This is a genomic window from Nocardia rhizosphaerae, assembly GCF_042650365.1.
Classification (GTDB): Bacteria; Actinomycetota; Actinomycetes; order Mycobacteriales; family Mycobacteriaceae; genus Nocardia; species Nocardia rhizosphaerae.
The window spans coordinates 269,500-286,627 of the sequence record NZ_JBHSBA010000014.1 but is presented as its reverse complement, the minus strand read 5'-3'; the positions used below and the strand labels follow the sequence as shown (position 1 = coordinate 286,627).

The window sequence follows — 17,128 nt, the reverse complement described above, 5'->3', positions numbered from 1 at the left end:
GACCGCCGCCGACACCGGTTTTCGACCGGTGCCTGCGCGGCCGGACCTACTTCTCGTTCTCGTCGAGCAGCCCACGCCGGGCCCGCGACGCGTGTTTGCGCTCGGCCGCCCCGACCCGCTCGTTGCGTTCCAGCCGCACATCGGTGCCGCGGCCGGTGGGCACGATATCCACACCGGCGGAGACCTGTGGCTCCCATTCGAAGGTCACGTCGCCGATGGTCACCGGGCAGCCTGGCTCGGCGCCCTGTTTCACCAGCTCCTCCTCGACACCGAGCCGGGCAAGCCGGTCGGCCAGGTAGCCGACGGCCTCGTCGTTGTCGAACTGGGTCTGGCGCACCCAGCGCTCCGGGCGGGTGCCGCGCACGATGAAGCCACCGGGCTCCTGCGGATCGGCGATCACGCTGAACCCGGTCTCGTCGGCGGCGATCGGACGGATCACCGGACGCTTCGGGGCGGCCTTGGGGTGATCTTCGCGATACTGGCGGACCATGTCGGCCAGGGCGAAGGTGAGCGGGCGCAGCCCGGCGCGGCTCACCGCGGAGATCTCGAACACCGGCCACCCTCGCTCGGTGAATTCGGGGGTGACCATCTCGGCCAGCTCGGCGGCGTCGGGCACGTCGGTCTTGTTGAGGATCACCACGCGCGGGCGATCGGCGAGGTCGCCGAGCCCGGCGTCACCGGCCAGCGCCGGCTTGTAGGCGGCGAGTTCGGCCTCGAGCGCGTCGACATCGGAGACCGGGTCGCGGCCGGGTTCCAGGGTCGCGCAGTCGACGACGTGCGCGAGCACCGCACAGCGCTCCAGATGTCGCAGGAAGTCCAGGCCCAGGCCCCGGCCGTCGCTGGCGCCGGGAATCAGGCCAGGCACGTCGGCGACGGTGAAGGTGGTGTCGCCGCTGGCGACCACACCCAGGTTCGGCACCAGCGTGGTGAACGGATAGTCGGCGATCTTGGGCTTGGCGGCCGAGAGCACCGAGACCAGCGACGACTTACCCGCCGACGGGAACCCGACCAGCCCGACATCGGCGACCGACTTCAGCTCGAGGACCAGATCGAGCTCTTCGCCCTCCTCGCCGAGCAGCGCGAATCCGGGTGCTTTGCGCGCCTTGGACGCCAGCGAGGCGTTACCGAGACCGCCGCGACCGCCCTTGGCGACGACGAAGCGGTTGCCGACCCCGACCAGGTCGACGACGACAACGCCGTTCTTGTCGACGACGACGGTGCCGTCGGGCACCTTCAGCACCAGATCGGCGCCCATCTTGCCGTCACGGTTGCCACCCTCGCCGGGCTTGCCGTTGCCCGCCTTGGCATTCGGGTGGAAGTGGAAGTCGAGCAGGGTGTGCACATTGGCGTCGACCTCGAGGATCACGTCCCCGCCGTTGCCGCCGTTGCCGCCGTCGGGGCCACCGAGCGGCTTGAACTTCTCACGATGCACCGAGGCGCAACCGTGTCCACCTCTACCGGCACGAACATGCAGTACGACACGGTCGATGAATTTGGACATGGGTTGATCCTCCTCCTTTTGACTGGTCGATTGCGTAAGGGTGGGCGAACACGACGGAGCGGGTCAGGGAATGAACCCTGACCCGCTCCGGTGTCCGTGGGGAGCTGACGCTCCAGGCGGTCAGGCCTGGGCCGGCTCCGGGACGACGATGTTGACGGTCTTGCGGCCACGCTTGGTGCCGAACTCGACCGCGCCCGCCGCCAGGGCGAACAGGGTGTCGTCGCCGCCACGACCGACGTTCACGCCGGGGTGGAAGTGGGTTCCGCGCTGACGGACCAGGATCTCGCCCGCGCTGACCTTCTGGCCACCGAAGCGCTTCACGCCGAGGCGCTGGGCGTTCGAATCACGACCGTTCCGGGAGCTGGATGCACCCTTCTTATGTGCCATTGCTTCGTCTCCTCGGGTGTCTTACTTGATGCCGGTGACCTTGATGACCGTCAGCGGCTGACGGTGACCCTGGCGCTTGTGGTAGCCGGTCTTGTTCTTGAACTTGTGGATCCGGATCTTCGGGCCCTTGGTCTGGTCGACGACCTCGGCGGCCACGGAGATCTTGGCCAGCTTGTCGGCGTCGGTGGTCAGATCGGCGCCGTCGACGACGAGAACCGGGGTCAGGGCCACGGCGGTGCCGGGCTCACCCTCGATCTTCTCGACCTTGACCAGGTCACCGACCGCGACCTTGTACTGCTTTCCGCCGGTCTTGACGATTGCGTACGCTGCCATCGGTCGGCTTCCTCCACTCATGGTTGGTCGTGCTCGCTTCACGTCGCAGCCGCGACGTCGTTCTTGGCTGGGGCTCATCCCCGCCCTACAGGCGGGGAGGGCGATGGTCGCTTGCCTGCGGTATCACCCGACTGGTCAGCCAGGTGCCCAATCGCTGGGCAGCGACCGACCCAGGTTACCAGAACCGTACCCCGTCCCCCAATTCGGCCGGTCAGGCCCGAATCGGGCTCGCGGACGCGATGATCGCCGCGTCCGCGAGCGTCAGGATCAGTTGCCCTCGGGGCTCGGCGCGCCGGCCGGACGGGCCACCGCGCGCCGACGCGGCTTGCGCTCCGGGACGATCACCGGCTCGGCGTCGAGCTCGGCCGCCGCAGGGGCGGCGGGCTGCTCGGCCGCCGAGAGGACGAACACCGCGCCGGCACTGTCGGCTTTGGGCGCCGCCGTAGATCGCGCCACCCGGCGCCTGCGCGGCGCTCGCGCGGGCTCCTCGGTGGCCGGTGCTGGCTCGGCAGCAGGCTCGGCGACCGGTTCCGCCACCGGACCCTGTTCCGGCTCGGCAGCCGCGACCGGCGCCGGTTCCTCGACCGGTGCCGTCTCGACAACCGCGCTCGGCTCGACAACCGGCGCCGCCTCGGCGACCGCGACTTCGGCGACCACCTCGGCCTGCGCGACGACGGACTCGTCCTCCGCCGGGATCACGCCGGTCAGCGCCGGGCTCTCCGCCGCGGCCTCGGCCTCGGCCTTGGCCGCGGCCCTGCTCGCCCTGCGGGTCCGCGATCGAGACCGCGACCTGGTCGGCTCAGCCGGTGCCTCGTCGGCCACCGCCGTCTGCTCGATCACCGCGGGCTCCCCCGCGGCCTCGTCCTCGCCGTGGTGGGCTGCCATCGCCAGCGCGACCGGATGGGCCCGCTTGACCGCGATGTCCTCCTCACCGTGCTCGGCGGGCGCGGTGCCGTTGGTCGACGCCGCGGCGGGAGCTTTGTCCTGCCCCTTGTCCTTGCCGCGGCGACGGCGCGAGCCGCCCTCCTTGGCCCGGCCTGCCTGCTCGTCGGCACCCGAGGCGGCATCGACCGGATAGGAGTGCACGAGAATGCCGCGGCCGTGGCAATGCTCACAGGTGGTGGAGAACGCCTCGACCAGTCCGGTGCCCAGCTTCTTGCGGGTCATCTGGACCAGGCCGAGCGAGGTCACCTCGGACACCTGATGGCGGGTCCGGTCACGCCCGAGTGCCTCGGTGAGCCGGCGCAGCACCAGGTCACGGTTGGATTCGAGGACCATGTCGATGAAGTCGACAACGATCATGCCGCCGATGTCGCGTAGCCGCATCTGGCGCACGATCTCCTCGGCCGCCTCCAGGTTGTTCCTGGTGACGGTCTCCTCCAGATTGCTCGACCCGGACCCGGTGAACTTGCCGGTGTTGACGTCGACCACGGTCATCGCCTCGGTGCGATCGATCACCAGGGTCCCGCCGGAGGGCAGCCACACCTTGCGGTCGAGCGCCTTGGCCAGCTGCTCGTCGATGCGGAAGGCGGTGAACACGTCGACACCGTTGTTCTCGTGCCGGTTCACCCGCTCCAGCAGATCGGGCGCGACGGTACGCACGTAGTTCTCGACGGTGCTCCAGGCACGGTCACCCTCGATGACCAGCTTGGAGAAGTCCTCGTTGAACAGATCGCGGATCACCTTGACCAGCAGGTCGGGCTCTTCGTAGAGAGCCTTGGGCGCGTTGGACTCCTTCGCCGCGGCATCCTCGATGGTCCGCCAGGTGGCCTGCAGGCGCTCGACATCACGGGCCAGCTCCGGCTCACTGACGCCCTCGGACGCGGTGCGGATGATCACCCCGGCATCGGCGGGCACGATCTCGCGCAGGATCTCCTTGAGCCGCTTGCGCTCGGTGTCGGGCAGCTTGCGGCTGATCCCGGTGGAGGTGCCACCGGGTACGTACACCAGGAAGCGACCGGCCAGCGAGATCTGGGTGGTCAGCCGGGCGCCCTTGTGACCCACCGGGTCCTTGGACACCTGCACCAGCACCTGATCGCCGGGCTTGAGCGCCTGCTCGATCTTGCGCTCCTTGCCGCCGAGACCGGCGGCCTCCCAGTTCACCTCACCGGCGTAGAGCACACCGTTGCGGCCGCGGCCGATGTCGATGAACGCGGCCTCCATGCTCGGCAGCACGTTCTGCACCTTGCCGAGGTAGACGTTGCCGACCATCGACGCCTGGCCGGAGCTGGTGACGAAGTGCTCGACCAGGATGTTGTCCTCGAGCACCGCCACCTGGGTGGTGGTCTGGTGGCCCGCGTGCTCGGTGGCGTCGAATGCCTTCTCCCGCACGACCATCACCCGGTCGACCGCCTCGCGACGGGCCAGGAATTCCGACTCGGTCAGGATCGGCGGACGGCGGCGGCCTGCCTCACGTCCGTCCCGGCGGCGCTGCCGCTTGGCCTCCAGCCGGGTGGACCCGGAGATGCCCTGCACCTCGTCGGACCCGGCGCGGCCCCGGCTCTTGTTGCGCGGCTCGCGCTCGTGCACGACGGTGTTCGGCGGGTCGTCGTCGGCGGCGGTGTCCTCACCGGACTCGCCACCGACCTTGCGGCGACGACGGCGACGGCGACGGCGGCTCGCGCCCTCTGGCTGCGCGTCGTCCTCGTCCTCGGTGTCGGACTCGGCGGGCTTGGCCTGCTCCTCGGCGGCGGCGTCGGGCGCCTGCTCGGCGTCGGTGTCGGACTCGGCGCCCTCGGTCTCGCCGTCCTCGCCGTCGCCGGCCTGCTCGCCACGACCACGGCCACGGCCACGACGGCCACGACGACGGCGCCGCGGCTGACCGTCGGCATCGTTGTCGCCGGTGGTGTCGGTCTCGTCCTCGGCGGTCTCGGTGTCGGGCTCGACCTCCTCGACGGGTTCCTCGGCGCGCTTGGCCGACCGCTCGGCCTTGCGACGCTTGCGCGCCTCCTCGGCCGCGGCGACGTCAGGGGACAGGAACAGTGGCGCCGCGACGGTGGGCGCCTCGAAGCTCACCGGCTCGGGTGCAGGGGCCTCCACCGGGGCGTGGGTGAACAGGTCGGTGTGTGGCGCGACGACGGGCGCCGAGAACATCGGCGCAGGCGCGGCGGTTTCGGTGGTCGCCGGCTGCTCGGCGACGGGGGCGGGCGGCGCGGCGGGGGCCGACGGCGGCTCGGCCACCGGGGCGGCGGGCGGTTGCCCTGCCGTCGCCGGTGCGGCTGCCGGGGATTCGCCGGTCTCGGCATCGGCCGCGGCGATGGCGTCGCGCACCGTTTCGGCGACCGCGCGATCCACATTGGATTGCACGCTGCGCGCTTCGGCCCCCAGTTCGGCCAGTTTGGCCAGGATCCGTTTGCTGGTCACCCCCAGCCGCTTGGCCAGTGCATGAACTCGAATTCGCTCCGGCAATTGATCGGCATCCTGTTGTGTTGTGTCCAGCGGCTCTGTATCGGCCACGAAGTCTCCTCGGGCCCCCGGGCGCGTCCATCCCCGGTACGGGAGTGACGCGGCCGACGCGGGGGCATCGTCCGTGCACCTCGCACCGTAGGTACGAGGGTCATCTGGTCTCGCCCCGCGTGTCCGGTCGCACCTCGATCGATCTTCTGGCGGGCCAACCGGTCACGCGGCGCCTGGCTGTACGGCGTGACGCCGCGCTCCGAGCGCTCATCCAGCGTGCCTGCGCGGGCAACCCCAGCAACAGGGTCGTCCGTGGCAGCGATGATCGGCATCCAACCGCGGTGTCATCCGGTCATGTCCGGCGCCGCCGTCGCGTACCTGCGCGACAGGCTGTCACCAACCGCCCTGTTTGAGCATCGGCGTCGAACACATCCATTGTCAGTATCCCATACGGTTCGCGCGGCGATCGCCATCGGCGCCCGCGTACGGGGGTGTGCGCCGCTCGAGCTCGCCGCGCCCGCACCGGACGCGACGAGCGAGTACAGCGCGGATCAGGCGGGAAACTCGGGGAACCAGAGGGCGATCTCGCGCTTGGCCGACTCGGGCGAGTCGGAGCCGTGGACGAGGTTGTACTGGGTCTCCAGACCGAAGTCACCACGAATGGTGCCGGGGGTGGCCTTCTCGACCGGATCGGTGCCACCGGCGAGCTGACGGAATGCCGCGATCGCGCGCGGACCCTCCAGCACGGCCGCGACGACCGGGCCGGAGGTGATGAACTCGATCAGCGAGCCGAAGAACGGTCGCTCGGCGTGCTCGGCGTAGTGCTCCTTCGCCAGCTCCACTGACACGTTCTTCAGTTCCAGCGCCTTCAGGGTCAGGCCCTTGCGCTCGATCCGGGCGAGCACCTCGCCGACGAGGCCGCGGGACACGCCGTCGGGCTTGATGAGTACCAAAGTCTGCTCAGTCACGGCGACACTCTATCCGGCGGCGCGACCACGGACCGAACTCGTCTCAGTTCTCCCGGCGCATCCGCTGGCTCGGCAGCAGTCCCGCGTCCATCCGGCGCTGCACATCCGCGCGCAGGACGAGGATGAACGCCCACACCGCGGCGAACACCACGCCGATGATCCCGATCGACAGATGGATGAACGTGCCTGCCAGCAACAGCACCTGCAGGCCGAGATCGAAGGGGATGGCCCACGGCTTGCGCTGCAGGCCCGCCCCGAGAATCATCAGCACCGCAAGCGCGATCAGATAGGTGCCGGAAAACCACGTGATGCCGCCGCCCACGTCGGCGACCACCGGCAGCGCGAGCAGCACCACGATCGACTCGAGGACCAGGGTCCCCGCCATCACACCGCGCAAACCCTTCCACGGGTCGGCGGCGGGGGGTGGAACCTGGTCTTCGCTCATGAGGGAGCCTTTCCGAAGAGTGCGCGCGCGGCGCCCGCGGTGACCACCGAACCGGTCACCACGATGCCTGCGCCGGAGATCATCTCGCCGTCGTCGCCTGCCTGCTCGGCCAGCGCGATCGCCGATTCCAGGGCGTCGGGCAGGGTCTCGGCGGTGATCACCCGCTCGTCGCCGAACCGCTGCACGGCCAGATCGGACAGCCGGTCGACGTCCATCGCCCGCGGTGAGCCGTTCGTGGTGACCACGATCTCGTCGAACACCGGTTCCAGCGCGTCCAGGATGCCCGCGGCGTCCTTGTCACCGAGCACGGCGACAACGCCGACCAGCTTGCGGAAGTCGAACTCGCCGGTGAGGGTGTCGGCCAGGGCCCGAGCGCCCGCGGGATTGTGGGCGGCGTCGACGAAGATGGTCGGCGCGTTGCGCATGCGTTCCATCCGGCCCGGACTCGCCGCACCGGCGAAGCCGGCGCGGATGGCCTCCACGTCGAGCTGACGATCGGCGCCTGCGCCGAAGAACGCCTCCACCGCGGCCAGCGCGAGCGAGGCGTTGCGCGCCTGATGTTCGCCGTGCAGGGGCAGGAAGATCTCGCCGTAGACACCGCCGAGCCCCTGCAGCGTGAGCAGCTGTCCGCCCACGGCGACCGCGCGTTCGAGCACCCGGAACTCCGCGCCCTCGCGGGCCACCGCCGCGTCGGCCTCGACGGCCCGGCGCAACAGCACGTCCATCACCTCGGGCTGCTGCTCGGCGATGACCGCGACGGTGTCGGTGGGCACCAGCGATTCCGGTGCGCGTTTGATGATCCCGGCCTTCTCCTTGGCGATCGAGGCCAGATCCGGACCGAGATATTCGGTGTGGTCGAGGCCGATCGGGGTGATCACCGCAACCTGTCCGTCGATCACGTTGGTGGCGTCCCAGGTGCCGCCCATGCCGGTCTCCACCACGGCCACGTCGACCGGCGCCTCGGCGAAGGCCGCGTAAGCCATGCCGGTGAGCACCTCGAACTTGCTCATGGCCGGGCCGCCCGCCGCCGCGGACTGCTGGTCGATCATCCCGATGTAGGGCTCGAGTTCGTGGAAGGTCTCCACGTACTTCGCGGGGCTGATCGGGGCATTGTCGATGCTGATCCGCTCGGTCGCCAGCTGCAGGTGCGGGCTGGTGATCCGGCCGGTGCGCCGGTGCAGCGCGGTGAGCAGGGCGTCGATCATCCTGGTCACCGAGGTCTTGCCGTTGGTCCCAGCGACATGGATCGCCGGGTAGTTACGCTGCGGATTGCCGAGCAGATCCATCAGGGTGGCGATCCTGGTCAGCGACGGCTCGATCTTGGTCTCCGGCCAGCGCTTGTCGAGCTCGGCCTCGACCAGCGCCAGCTCGGCCAGGTCCACCGGCGACGGTCCGGCACCGAGCGGAGCCGGGCGGTCGTCGGCCTCGTACTGCGGCTCCGGCTCGTCGTTCACTTGCCGCTCAGCTCCGCCAGCCGGGCCCCGATGCGCGCGACTTCGGCCGCGGCCACATCCCGCCGGGCGGTGATCTTGTCGACGACCTGCTGCGGCGCCTTGGCCAGGAAAGCCTCGTTGCCGAGCTTGGCCGTTGTGGTGTCGAGGTCCTTCTGCGCGACCGCGAGATCCTTTTCCAGTCTGCGGCGTTCGGCGTCGAGATCGATGGCGCCGGAGGTGTCGAGCTGCACGGTGACCGTCGCGCCGGACAGGCGGACCTGCACCTCGGCGGTGGTGGCGAAGTCGTCACCGGGCTCGGTGAGCCGGGCCAGGTTGGCGACCGAGCCTGCGAACGCGCCGAGTCCGGCCTCGTCCAGGCCGACCAGCGTGGCCTTCACCTTCTGTTTGTCGGCCAGACCCTGGTCGCTGCGGAAGCGGCGGACCTCGGTGATGAGGCGCTGGGTGTCGGCGACGCGCTGGGCCGCGACCGTGTCGGCGGGCACGCCGCTCGCGGTCGGCCACGGGGCGACGACCACGGACTCCCCGCCGGTGAGCGCCTTCCACAGGGTCTCGGTGACGAACGGGATCACCGGGTGCAGCAGGCGCAGCACCGCGTCGAGCACGGTGCCGAGCACCACCGCGGTGCTCTCGGCGCGCGCGTCGGACTCGGCGAACTGCACCTTCGACAGCTCCAGGTACCAGTCGCACAGTTCGTCCCAGGCGAAGTGGTAGAGCGCCTCGCAGGCCTTGCCGAACTCGTAGGCGTCGAACGCTGCGTCGACCTCGGCGCGCACCTCGTCGAGCCGGTCGACGATCCAGCGATCGGTGTCGGTGAGCGTCTCGCGGGGGGGCAGCTCGCCGGTGCGCGCGCCGTTCATCAGCGCGAACTTGGTGGCGTTGAACAGCTTGGTGACGAAGCTGCGTGAGGCGAGCGCGTGCGGTTCACCGACCGAGAGGTCGCCGCCGGGCTGGGCGCCGCGGGCCAGCGTGAAGCGCAGCGCGTCGGCGCCGTAGGAGTTGATCCAGTCCAGCGGGTCGATACCGTTGCCGCGCGACTTCGACATCTTCTTGCCGAACTGGTCGCGGATCAGGCCGTGCAGGAAGACGTCCTCGAACGGCACCTGCCGCTGCCCACCCTTGCCCGCTGTGAGCGCCGGCTCGTCGCTGACGAACATGCCGAACATCATCATCCTGGCCACCCAGAAGAACAGGATGTCGTAACCGGTGACGAGCACGCTGGTCGGATAGAACTTGGCCAGCTCGGGAGTGGCTTCGGGCCAGCCCATCGTGGAGAACGGCCACAGGCCCGAGGAGAACCAGGTGTCGAGCACGTCGGGGTCCTGCACCCAGCCCTCGGGCGCTTCCTCGTCCGGTCCGAGGCACACGATCTCGCCCTCGGGGCCGTACCAGATCGGGATGCGGTGACCCCACCACAGCTGCCGCGAGATGCACCAGTCGTGCATGTCGTCGACCCAGTCGAACCAGCGCGGTTCCTGGCTTGCCGGGTGGATCTTCACCTCGCCCTCGCGGACGGCGTCACCGGCGGCCTTGGCCAGCGACTCGACCTTGACCCACCACTGCATGGACAGGCGCGGCTCGATCGGCTCGCCGGACCGCTCGGAGTGGCCGACGCTGTGCGTGTACGGCCGCTTCTCGGCGACCACGCGGCCCTCGGCGGCGAGGCGCTCGCGCACCTTCACGCGCGCCTCGAAGCGGTCCATGCCGTCGAATTCGGTTCCGGTGCCGGTGATCCGGCCGCCGGAGTCCATGATCGTCGGCATCGGCAGGTTGTGCCGCAGGCCCATCTCGAAGTCGTTGGGGTCGTGCGCCGGGGTGATCTTCACCGCGCCGGTGCCGAACTCGGGATCGACGTAGTCGTCGGCGATGATCGGGATCTGGTGGCCGGTGATCGGGTGGTAGACGGTGCTGCCGATCATCGCGGCGTAGCGCGGATCGTCGGGGTGCACGGCCACGGCGGTGTCACCGAGCATCGTCTCGACGCGAGTGGTGGCCACCACGACGTGCGGTTCGTTGTCGTCGAGCGAGCCGTAGCGCAACGAGACGAGCTCGCCCTCGACATCCTTGTAGTCGACCTCGAGGTCGGAGATGCCGGTCTTCAGCACCGGTGACCAGTTCACCAGGCGCTCGGCCCGGTAGATCAGGCCGGCGTCGTACATCTTCTTGAAGATCGTGCGGACCGCGCGCGAGAGGCCATCGTCCATGGTGAAGCGGTCGCGGCTCCAGTCGACACCGTCGCCGAGGCGGCGCATCTGCGCCTGGATCGCGCCACCGGACTCGCGCTTCCAGTCCCAGACCTTGTCGATGAACAGCTCGCGGCCGAAGTCCTCTTTGGTCTTGCCGTCGGCGGCGAGCTGCTTCTCCACCACGGTCTGGGTGGCGATACCGGCGTGGTCCATGCCGGGCAGCCACAGCACCTCGTAGCCCTGCATCCGCTTGCGGCGGGTGAGGGTGTCCATGAGGGTGTGGTCGAGCGCGTGGCCCATGTGCAGGGTGCCGGTGACGTTCGGCGGCGGCAGCACGATCGAGTAGGCGGGCTTGCCGCTGGTCGCGTCGGCGCCGAAGTATCCGGCGGCTACCCAGCCCTCGTACAGGTCGGCCTCAACCTCGCTGGGGTTCCAGCTCTTGGGCAGGGCATCGGCACGATTACGCGAGTTGTCTGGGGCTGCGCTGGTCACGCACCAATCCTAAGGGGCACCACCGACGCGACTCACCACCGCCTCCGACGGGGAGTCCCGGAGAAAAACAGAGACGGAATCTTCGGTGGATGAGGGACACCGAAGACTCCGTCTACACCTGTGATACTACCGGCGATCCACCTCGGATCGGGGAATCATCAGGCAATTCTCAGCTTCGCCGGACCAGGTGGCCGGTCTTTGTCATCGGCGCACAAAAGACACGCGGAAATCGTTGTGAGCCTTGGCCTCCGGGGAAAAGATCCGGGTTGTCCCGGATTGCCGAATTGTCCGTTTTCTTGGAGTCTGGAGAGGGTGACACCACCGCTCGATTCCGCCGCAAGCCCCGCGCCCCGTGCCACGCCGACCCGGAGCGTGGCTCCCGCAGCGCTCGTCGACCTACGCTGCGGCGCGGTCGACGAACTGCACTACCCGGCCACCAGCGTGCTCGTCTTCGCCGGCGTACCCGGCGCGGGCAAGTCCACCGCACTGCACCGTTTCTTCGCCGTGGGCCCCGACGCCGAGAAACCGGTGCGCACCGACTCGGGCGCGCTGGTGCTCGACTCGAACCACACCCGCAACCGGCTGCGGCACCGGCTCGGCCTGATCCCGTACCCGCTGTGGCGGCCGCTGGTGCACCTGGCGCACTACCGCGCGATTCGCACCGCGCTTCGCACCACCGACGGACCGGTCGCGATCCACGACTGCGCGACCTTCGGCTGGAGCCGCAGGCTGATCGCGCGCTGGGCCAGGGCCGGGCGTCGTGAACTGCACATGGTGCTGATCGATGTGCCCGCGACGCAGGCCAGGCACGGGCAGATCACCAGGGGCAGGCGGGTCAACGGTCTGGCGTTCACCGCGCACTGCAGGCGCTGGGAACAGCTGATGCTCGACCTCGGCGCGCGCGGTGACGGGCCGCTGCCCGAGATCGAGGAGCCGCTCGCGTCGGCCTCGGTGGTCATCGTCGACCGCACGACGCTGAGCGGAGTCTCGCTGATCGCCTTCGACGCGGCCTGACCCGCCGCGCTAAGGCACGAGCACCGTGAGCGCTCCCGGCATCGCCTGCACCGTGACCGGGAGCATGCCGGCCGGTTCGCCATCGGCGGTGGCGTAACCACCGTCGGCGGTGACGGTGATCCGCCGCGCCCGGTAGCGCTTGGTAGACGGATGGTCGATCCGCTTGCCCGCCGACAACGCGGGCAGCAGCCGCGCCATCTCGAGCCGGGAGACCGCCCCGACCACGGTGATGTCGAGGTAGCCGTCGTCGGCCAGCGCGTCGGGGCACACCAGCATGCCGCCACCGTAGGTGCGGGTGTTGCCGACCGGGGCCATCACGGCGTCGGTGTGGATCACCGCGTGCTCGCCGTCGGGATTGTCCTGCGCGCCGGGCGCCAGCCCGGACAACTCGATCGTGAACGGCAGCGTATAGCCTCGCATCAGCTCGGCCACCGCGGCGACGGTGTAGCGCAGCGGACCACGCGGGTAACGCATCTTGTTGGCACGCAGGGTGACTCGCGCGTCGAAACCGGTGCCGACCACGGTGGCGAACCAGGTCGGCGCCGCGTAGGTCGATTCGATCCGGCCGAGATCGATGTGGCGGACGCGACCGCGCAGCACGATGTCGGTGGCCGCGGCGGGATTGCCGGTCGGGATGCCGAGCTCCCTGGCCAGATCGTTGCCGGTACCGGCGGGGACGAGACCGAGCGGCACGGTACTGTGCGCGACCGCGGCCAGCAGCACGTTCATCAGCCCGTCGCCGCCGACGCAGAGCACCGCGTCGGGCCGCCGGAGCTCGCTCGTCACCGCGGCGCGCACCTGGTCGACCGATTCGGCCGCGCTCGGCGCCCGCACCTCGGCCACCTCGACACCCTGCGCGAGCAGCCGTTCCACCACGGCCTCGGCCACACCGTCGCCACGCCCGGCACCCGAGTGCGGGTTGGTGACGACAAGGACGCGCCGCACCGTGATCTCACTCATGCCAGTACCTCGCCGCCCGCACGGCCGTTCGCTTCCGGAGTCCGCCAGAATTCCCTCACGGCACCAGCTTTCCAGGATTGAGCACACCCGCGGGGTCGAGTTCGCGTTTGACCGCACGCAGCACCCGCACGCCGAGGTCGCCGATCTCGGCGGTCATCCACGGCAGGTGGTCGGCACCGACGGCGTGATGGTGGGTGATGGTGCCGCCCGCGACGGCGATCGCGTCACCGGCGGCGGTCTTGGCGATCCGCCACTGGGCGATCGGATCGTCGAGCTGCTTGGCGACGATCGTGAAATACAGCGAGGCGCCGGTCGGGTAGGTGTGTGAGATGTGGCACATCACCAGCGCGGGAGTGCCCTGCGCGCCGAGCGAATCCATCAGCGCCCCGGTGACCTTCGTCTTGAGGTTCGCCAGATTCGCCCAGGCGGTCGCGGTTTCCAAGGTCTCGCACAGCACCCCGGTGTCCAGCAGCGCGTCGCGCAGATAGGGCGCGGCGAAGCGGCCGTGTTCCCACTGCCTGGCGGGCTCTTCGCCGAGCGCGGTGCCGCCCGAGGCGGTGAGCAGCGCGCTCGCTTCCGATGCGCGGGCCGCGACGTGCGCCTCGGTGCCCTCGTAGGTGGTGATGGCCAGACAGCCCGAGACCGGAGCGCCGCCGACGTCGCCGGAGCGGGCCAGGTTCAGCCCGGTCTCGGCCTCGTCGGACAGGCGAAGCACCGTCGGCGCAGCGCCGGTCTGCACCAGGGTGCGCAGCGCGGCCGCGCCGGTGGCGAAGTCGGGGAACGACCAGGCCTGGTAGGCAACGGTTTCCGGGACAGGATGCACGCGCACCGTGACCGCGGTGATGATGCCGAGAGTGCCCTCGGAACCGACGAACAATTCGCGCAGATCGGGTCCGGCCGCCGACGCAGGCGCCCGGCCGAGGTCGACGGTGCCCTGCGGAGTCGCGACCAGCAGCCGCTCGACCATGTCGTCGAATCGCCCGTATCCCGCCGACGCCTGGCCCGACGACCTCGTCGCCGCGAAACCGCCGATGGTGGCGAACTCGAAACTCTGCGGGAAGTGCCCCAGCGAGAGTCCGTGCGCGCCGAGCAGTTCTTCGGCCTGCGGCCCGGAAAGGCCGGCACCGAGGGTGGCGGTGCCGCTGACCGGGTCGACCTCGGTGAGCGCATCGAGGCGCCGCAGATCGAGCGCGACAACCGTCGCGAATCGTCCGCGGACCGGGTCGAGCCCGCCGACCACGCTGGTACCACCGCCGAACGGGACGACGGCGACGCCGTGTTCGGCGCAGTAGGCCAGCACGGCCAGGACCTGCGCGTGGTCGGCCGGATAGACGATCGCGTCGGGGGCGTCCTGTGGGCCGTCGGCACGGCGGCGCAGGAGGTCGGGGGTGCTCTTGCCGCCCGCGTGGCGGAGCCGGGCCAGGTCGGCGTCGGTGAGATGTTCGTCACCGACGATAGCGGCGAGTCCGGCGCGGTCGGTATCGGTGAGCGCGGACGGGCGCAGTGGCACGTCGCCCTCGTCGCGACGCGCCACCGGCTCGCCCGAAAGCCCGAACACCTGCGCGAGCAGGCCCCGGATCTGCGCCGAGAGGGGCTGGTGTCCCGCGGGGACACCCCAGGCGTCCCACACCATACTCGGCCGCATGGTGGCGGGCGCGGACTTTTCGGTTTGCGTCTCGACCATGCTTTACATCCTGACATATAGTGTCAAGCAGTAACCAACTTGATGCCCTCCGCTCGCTACCCTGAGCGTTCCAGCTCGACCACGGCGCCGAATCCAGCGCGCCGCCGAACTCACCGGGGTGAAGCCACGATGATCGAACTCGCGACCCAGCCGGACGAGCAGCTCTCGTCCACCGACGTGGCGATTCTCGATGCCACCCGGGCCTGCGTCGTCGATTTCGGCGTCCGCCGCACCACACTCACCGAGGTGGCGCGCCGGGCCGGGGTCAGCAGGCCGACGGTCTACCGGCGCTGGCCCGACACCGGATCGCTGATCGCGGAACTGCTGGTGCGCGAACTGCGCACCATCGTCGGCGAGACGATGCCCGATGTCGGGCTCGGCCGGGACCGGCTGGTGCGCGGGATCGTGGCCGGTGCCGCGGCGATCCGGGCGAACGCGGTGTTCGCCAAGATCTTCCGCACCGACACCGACCTCATGCTCACCTATGTGTTCGGCAGGCTCGGCCGCAATCAGCGCACCCTGATCGAGCTGTTCACCGCCGGGATCGCGCTCGGCCACGAAGACGGCTCGATCCGGGCGGGCGAGGCCGAGCACATGGCGACCATGCTGCTGCTCATCACCCAGTCCGCGGTGCAGTCCGCGGGCACGGTGGCGCCGCTGCTGGCAGGAGCGGAATTCGACGCGGAACTGTCGAGGGCGATCGAGGGTTACCTGACTCCGCTACCCGACAAGGACTGTGATGACTCATGACGCCCATCCCGCCACCGCGCTCAGCGCCGCCCGCCGCGCCGCCGACCTGACCGCGCTCGGCGATCGCCCCGAGGTCGATGTGCTGGTGATCGGTGGTGGCGTGACCGGCACCGGCACAGCGCTCGACGCGGCGGCGCGCGGATTGCGCACGGTGCTCGTCGAGCGGGCCGACTTCGCGTTCGGGACCAGCCGCTGGAGCTCGAAGCTGGTGCACGGCGGGCTGCGGTACCTGGCCGGTGGCCGGGTCGGGATCGCCCACGAGAGCGCAGTGGAACGCGGCGTGCTGCTGCGCACCACCGCACCGCATCTGGTGCGCCCGCTCCCCCAGCTGGTTCCGCTGCTACCCGGGATCTCGCGCGCGCAGAGTTCGCTGATCAGGGCGGGGTTCGCCGCGGGTGACGCGCTGCGGGTCGCCGCGCGGACGTCGGCGGACACGCTGCCCCGGTCGCGCCGCGTCGCCGCCGCGGAGGCGCTGCGGCTGGCCCCGACGGTGCGCAGGGCCGGACTGCGCGGTGGGCTGCAGGCGTGGGACGGTCAGCTCGTCGACGATGCGCGCCTGGTCGTCGCGCTCGCCCGGACCGCGGCGGGCGCGGGCGCCACCGTGCTCACCCGTGTCGAGGCCGTTGCTGCGACCGGCGATTCGGTCGAGCTGCGCGATACCGGCACCGGTGCGTCGCTGACCGTGCGCGCTCGCGCGGTGATCAACGCGACCGGAGTGTGGGCCGGTGAGGTCGACCGCAGTATCGAGCTGCGGCCGAGCCGGGGCACTCACCTGGTGTTCGACGCCGTCGCGTTCGGCGGGCTCGGCGCGGCCCTGACCGTGCCGGTGCCCGGCAGCATCAGCCGCTTCGTCTTCGCGCTCCCGGCCGCGCACGGCCGCGTCTACCTCGGCCTCACCGACGAGGACGCCCCCGGCCCGATCCCCGACGAGCCGCAACCGAACGAATCCGAGATCGACTTCCTGCTCGACACCATCAACACCGCGCTGCGCGAACCACTCACCCGCGCCGACATCCGCGGCCGCTTCGCCGGACTGCGCCCGCTGCTGAAGACCGCCGAGGACAGCACCGCCGACATCTCCCGCGAGCACGCGGTCCGCACCTCACCCGACGGGCTCATCACCGTGGTCGGCGGCAAGCTGACCACCTACCGGCAAATGGCCGAGGACGCCGTCGACGCCGCCGTCGCAAGCGCCGGTCTGCCCGCCGCGGCCTGCCGGACCACCCGGCTGCCGCTGGTCGGTGCCGTCGCGGGCGCGGCGCGGGACCGGATCGACGCGCCGCCGGTGCTCATCGAGCGCTACGGCAGCGAGGCGAGCCGGATCGTGTCCGCGTGGCTGGCCGACCCGGCCCTGCGCGAACCCGTGGCCCCTGGAATCGACGTCACCGCCGCCGAATTCGACTTCGCCATCGCGCGGGAGGGCGCGCTCACCGTCGACGACCTGCTCGACCGCCGTACCAGGATCGGCTTGGTCGCCGCGGACCGCGCCGCCGCCCTCCCCGCCGCCGAAGCCGCGTTCGCCCGCGCCACCGTCGCCCACTGACCGCCGCACCGGTCCCGG

Annotated in this window: 13 protein-coding genes; 3 read left to right on the top strand and 10 right to left on the bottom strand. The window is 70.4% G+C overall.

Annotated elements, in window-relative coordinates; translation table 11 throughout:
* Positions 1 to 46 precede the first annotated feature (46 nt).
* The 8 genes from obgE to ACFOW8_RS21570 form a co-directional block, all read right to left on the bottom strand.
* Positions 47 to 1,501, bottom strand: a complete 1,455-nt coding sequence (gene obgE, locus ACFOW8_RS21605) for a GTPase ObgE (protein WP_378552972.1) — start codon at positions 1,499 to 1,501, stop codon at positions 47 to 49.
* A gap of 120 nt (positions 1,502 to 1,621) precedes the next feature.
* Positions 1,622 to 1,888, bottom strand: a complete 267-nt coding sequence (rpmA, locus tag ACFOW8_RS21600) for a 50S ribosomal protein L27 (protein ID WP_022567181.1) — start codon at positions 1,886 to 1,888, stop codon at positions 1,622 to 1,624.
* A 21-nt stretch (positions 1,889 to 1,909) separates the two neighbouring features.
* Positions 1,910 to 2,221, bottom strand: a complete 312-nt coding sequence (gene rplU / locus ACFOW8_RS21595; RefSeq protein ID WP_110039506.1) for a 50S ribosomal protein L21 — start codon at positions 2,219 to 2,221, stop codon at positions 1,910 to 1,912.
* A gap of 267 nt (positions 2,222 to 2,488) precedes the next feature.
* Positions 2,489 to 5,584 (bottom strand): Rne/Rng family ribonuclease, encoded by a 3,096-nt coding sequence (locus ACFOW8_RS21590; RefSeq protein WP_449289777.1) that lies wholly within the window; start codon positions 5,582 to 5,584, stop codon positions 2,489 to 2,491.
* A 584-nt stretch (positions 5,585 to 6,168) separates the two neighbouring features.
* Positions 6,169 to 6,585, bottom strand: coding sequence for a nucleoside-diphosphate kinase (ndk, locus tag ACFOW8_RS21585; RefSeq protein ID WP_378552967.1), 417 nt, complete (start codon positions 6,583 to 6,585; stop codon positions 6,169 to 6,171).
* A 43-nt stretch (positions 6,586 to 6,628) separates the two neighbouring features.
* A complete protein-coding gene (locus ACFOW8_RS21580; RefSeq protein ID WP_378552965.1) occupies positions 6,629 to 7,030 on the bottom strand; it encodes a DUF4233 domain-containing protein in 402 nt (133 codons plus the stop codon).
* Positions 7,027 to 8,484, bottom strand: coding sequence for a bifunctional tetrahydrofolate synthase/dihydrofolate synthase (folC, locus tag ACFOW8_RS21575; RefSeq protein ID WP_378552964.1), 1,458 nt, complete (start codon positions 8,482 to 8,484; stop codon positions 7,027 to 7,029). The genes ACFOW8_RS21580 and folC overlap by 4 nt, the downstream gene beginning before the upstream one ends.
* Positions 8,481 to 11,159, bottom strand: a complete 2,679-nt coding sequence (locus tag ACFOW8_RS21570) for a valine--tRNA ligase (RefSeq protein WP_378552961.1) — start codon at positions 11,157 to 11,159, stop codon at positions 8,481 to 8,483. Before ACFOW8_RS21570 ends, folC begins: the two co-directional genes overlap by 4 nt.
* Positions 11,160 to 11,531: 372 nt before the next feature.
* Here ACFOW8_RS21570 and ACFOW8_RS21565 point away from each other — a divergent pair, with 372 nt between their 5' ends.
* Positions 11,532 to 12,173, top strand: coding sequence for an AAA family ATPase (locus ACFOW8_RS21565; RefSeq protein WP_378552960.1), 642 nt, complete (start codon positions 11,532 to 11,534; stop codon positions 12,171 to 12,173).
* Between the two features lie 9 nt (positions 12,174 to 12,182).
* Here ACFOW8_RS21565 and ACFOW8_RS21560 read toward each other — a convergent pair whose 3' ends face one another.
* Positions 12,183 to 13,133: a YegS/Rv2252/BmrU family lipid kinase gene (locus ACFOW8_RS21560; protein WP_378552959.1), complete on the bottom strand. Its 951-nt coding sequence runs from the start codon at positions 13,131 to 13,133 to the stop codon at positions 12,183 to 12,185.
* 55 nt (positions 13,134 to 13,188) lie between these two features.
* Positions 13,189 to 14,817 carry an FAD-binding oxidoreductase gene (locus ACFOW8_RS21555; protein WP_378552958.1) on the bottom strand — a complete coding sequence of 543 codons (1,629 nt, stop codon included), beginning with the start codon at positions 14,815 to 14,817 and terminating at the stop codon, positions 13,189 to 13,191.
* 129 nt (positions 14,818 to 14,946) lie between these two features.
* On the opposite strand from ACFOW8_RS21555, the gene ACFOW8_RS21550 reads away from it, so the two are divergent.
* Complete coding sequence (locus tag ACFOW8_RS21550; RefSeq protein ID WP_378552957.1) at positions 14,947 to 15,567, top strand: TetR/AcrR family transcriptional regulator; 621 nt, start codon at positions 14,947 to 14,949, stop codon at positions 15,565 to 15,567.
* Complete coding sequence (locus tag ACFOW8_RS21545) at positions 15,557 to 17,110, top strand: glycerol-3-phosphate dehydrogenase/oxidase (protein ID WP_378552956.1); 1,554 nt, start codon at positions 15,557 to 15,559, stop codon at positions 17,108 to 17,110. The genes ACFOW8_RS21550 and ACFOW8_RS21545 overlap by 11 nt, the downstream gene beginning before the upstream one ends.
* The last annotated feature ends 18 nt before the right edge of the window (positions 17,111 to 17,128 follow it).